Annotated in this window: 2 pseudogenes; both read right to left on the bottom strand. The window is 41.7% G+C overall.

The window, feature by feature from the left end:
* Window positions 1-368 (bottom strand): annotated as a pseudogene (locus ACYVRH_RS14020) (DUF1957 domain-containing protein); the annotation flags it as partial.
* 2 nt (window positions 369-370) lie between these two features.
* Window positions 371-647: pseudogene (locus tag ACYVRH_RS14015) on the bottom strand (hypothetical protein); the annotation flags it as partial.

The raw sequence follows: 647 nt of genomic DNA, 5'->3' as shown, positions 1-647 counted from the left end.
CTTCTGTCTACCGTTATGTTGTAGTAACGTTGGGCAAGTTTGTTTAATTCTTCGTTATTTGCGGTTCTATCGAGTTCCTGCCTTCCGAATTCAATTTGCTTGTCGGTATAAGCCAAGTATTTTTTTTGCAGATGTTCATCCGTCAATAAATGAATTAGAATGGGAGAAACCGCAAGCGCGAGGCGAAACGGGATATGGTCTGTTTCCAACCGATACAATGTTTCAAGGAGGGGAAGAAGCGTTTCATTAACATATTCAAAAAAACGGCTTTCTTCGCCAATCAGGGACAGATCGTCTTCTTTTTGAAATTCCCTGACAAAAGGCAAGTGGGCTTCTAAAACAAGAGAGATCGCATAACGGAATTCCATTTTTATTGCCTCTTAACCGCGGATTGACGGTCGGTATTTTTTATAATTGCCAAATCCTTCGCTCCCGAAAGGCGGATTAAAGGATTAAGGCACATATCCGCAATAATATCATTATTATACGGTTTTGGCAGGTAAAACGGCTGTGAAGCCGCAATTGTATGCAAGTTATCGCCCCTGTTTACGCAAAGTTGAATTACATAACAATCAGGGGTAAAGGCTGTGTGTTCGACAATGCCCAAATACCTGCCGCAGTCATCAGCGTCTATTGATACCGTAAAG

Source organism: Treponema sp. R80B11-R83G3, assembly GCF_054786115.1.
Note: the sequence above shows the minus strand (reverse complement) of the source record. Positions and strands in the feature narration are given on the sequence as shown.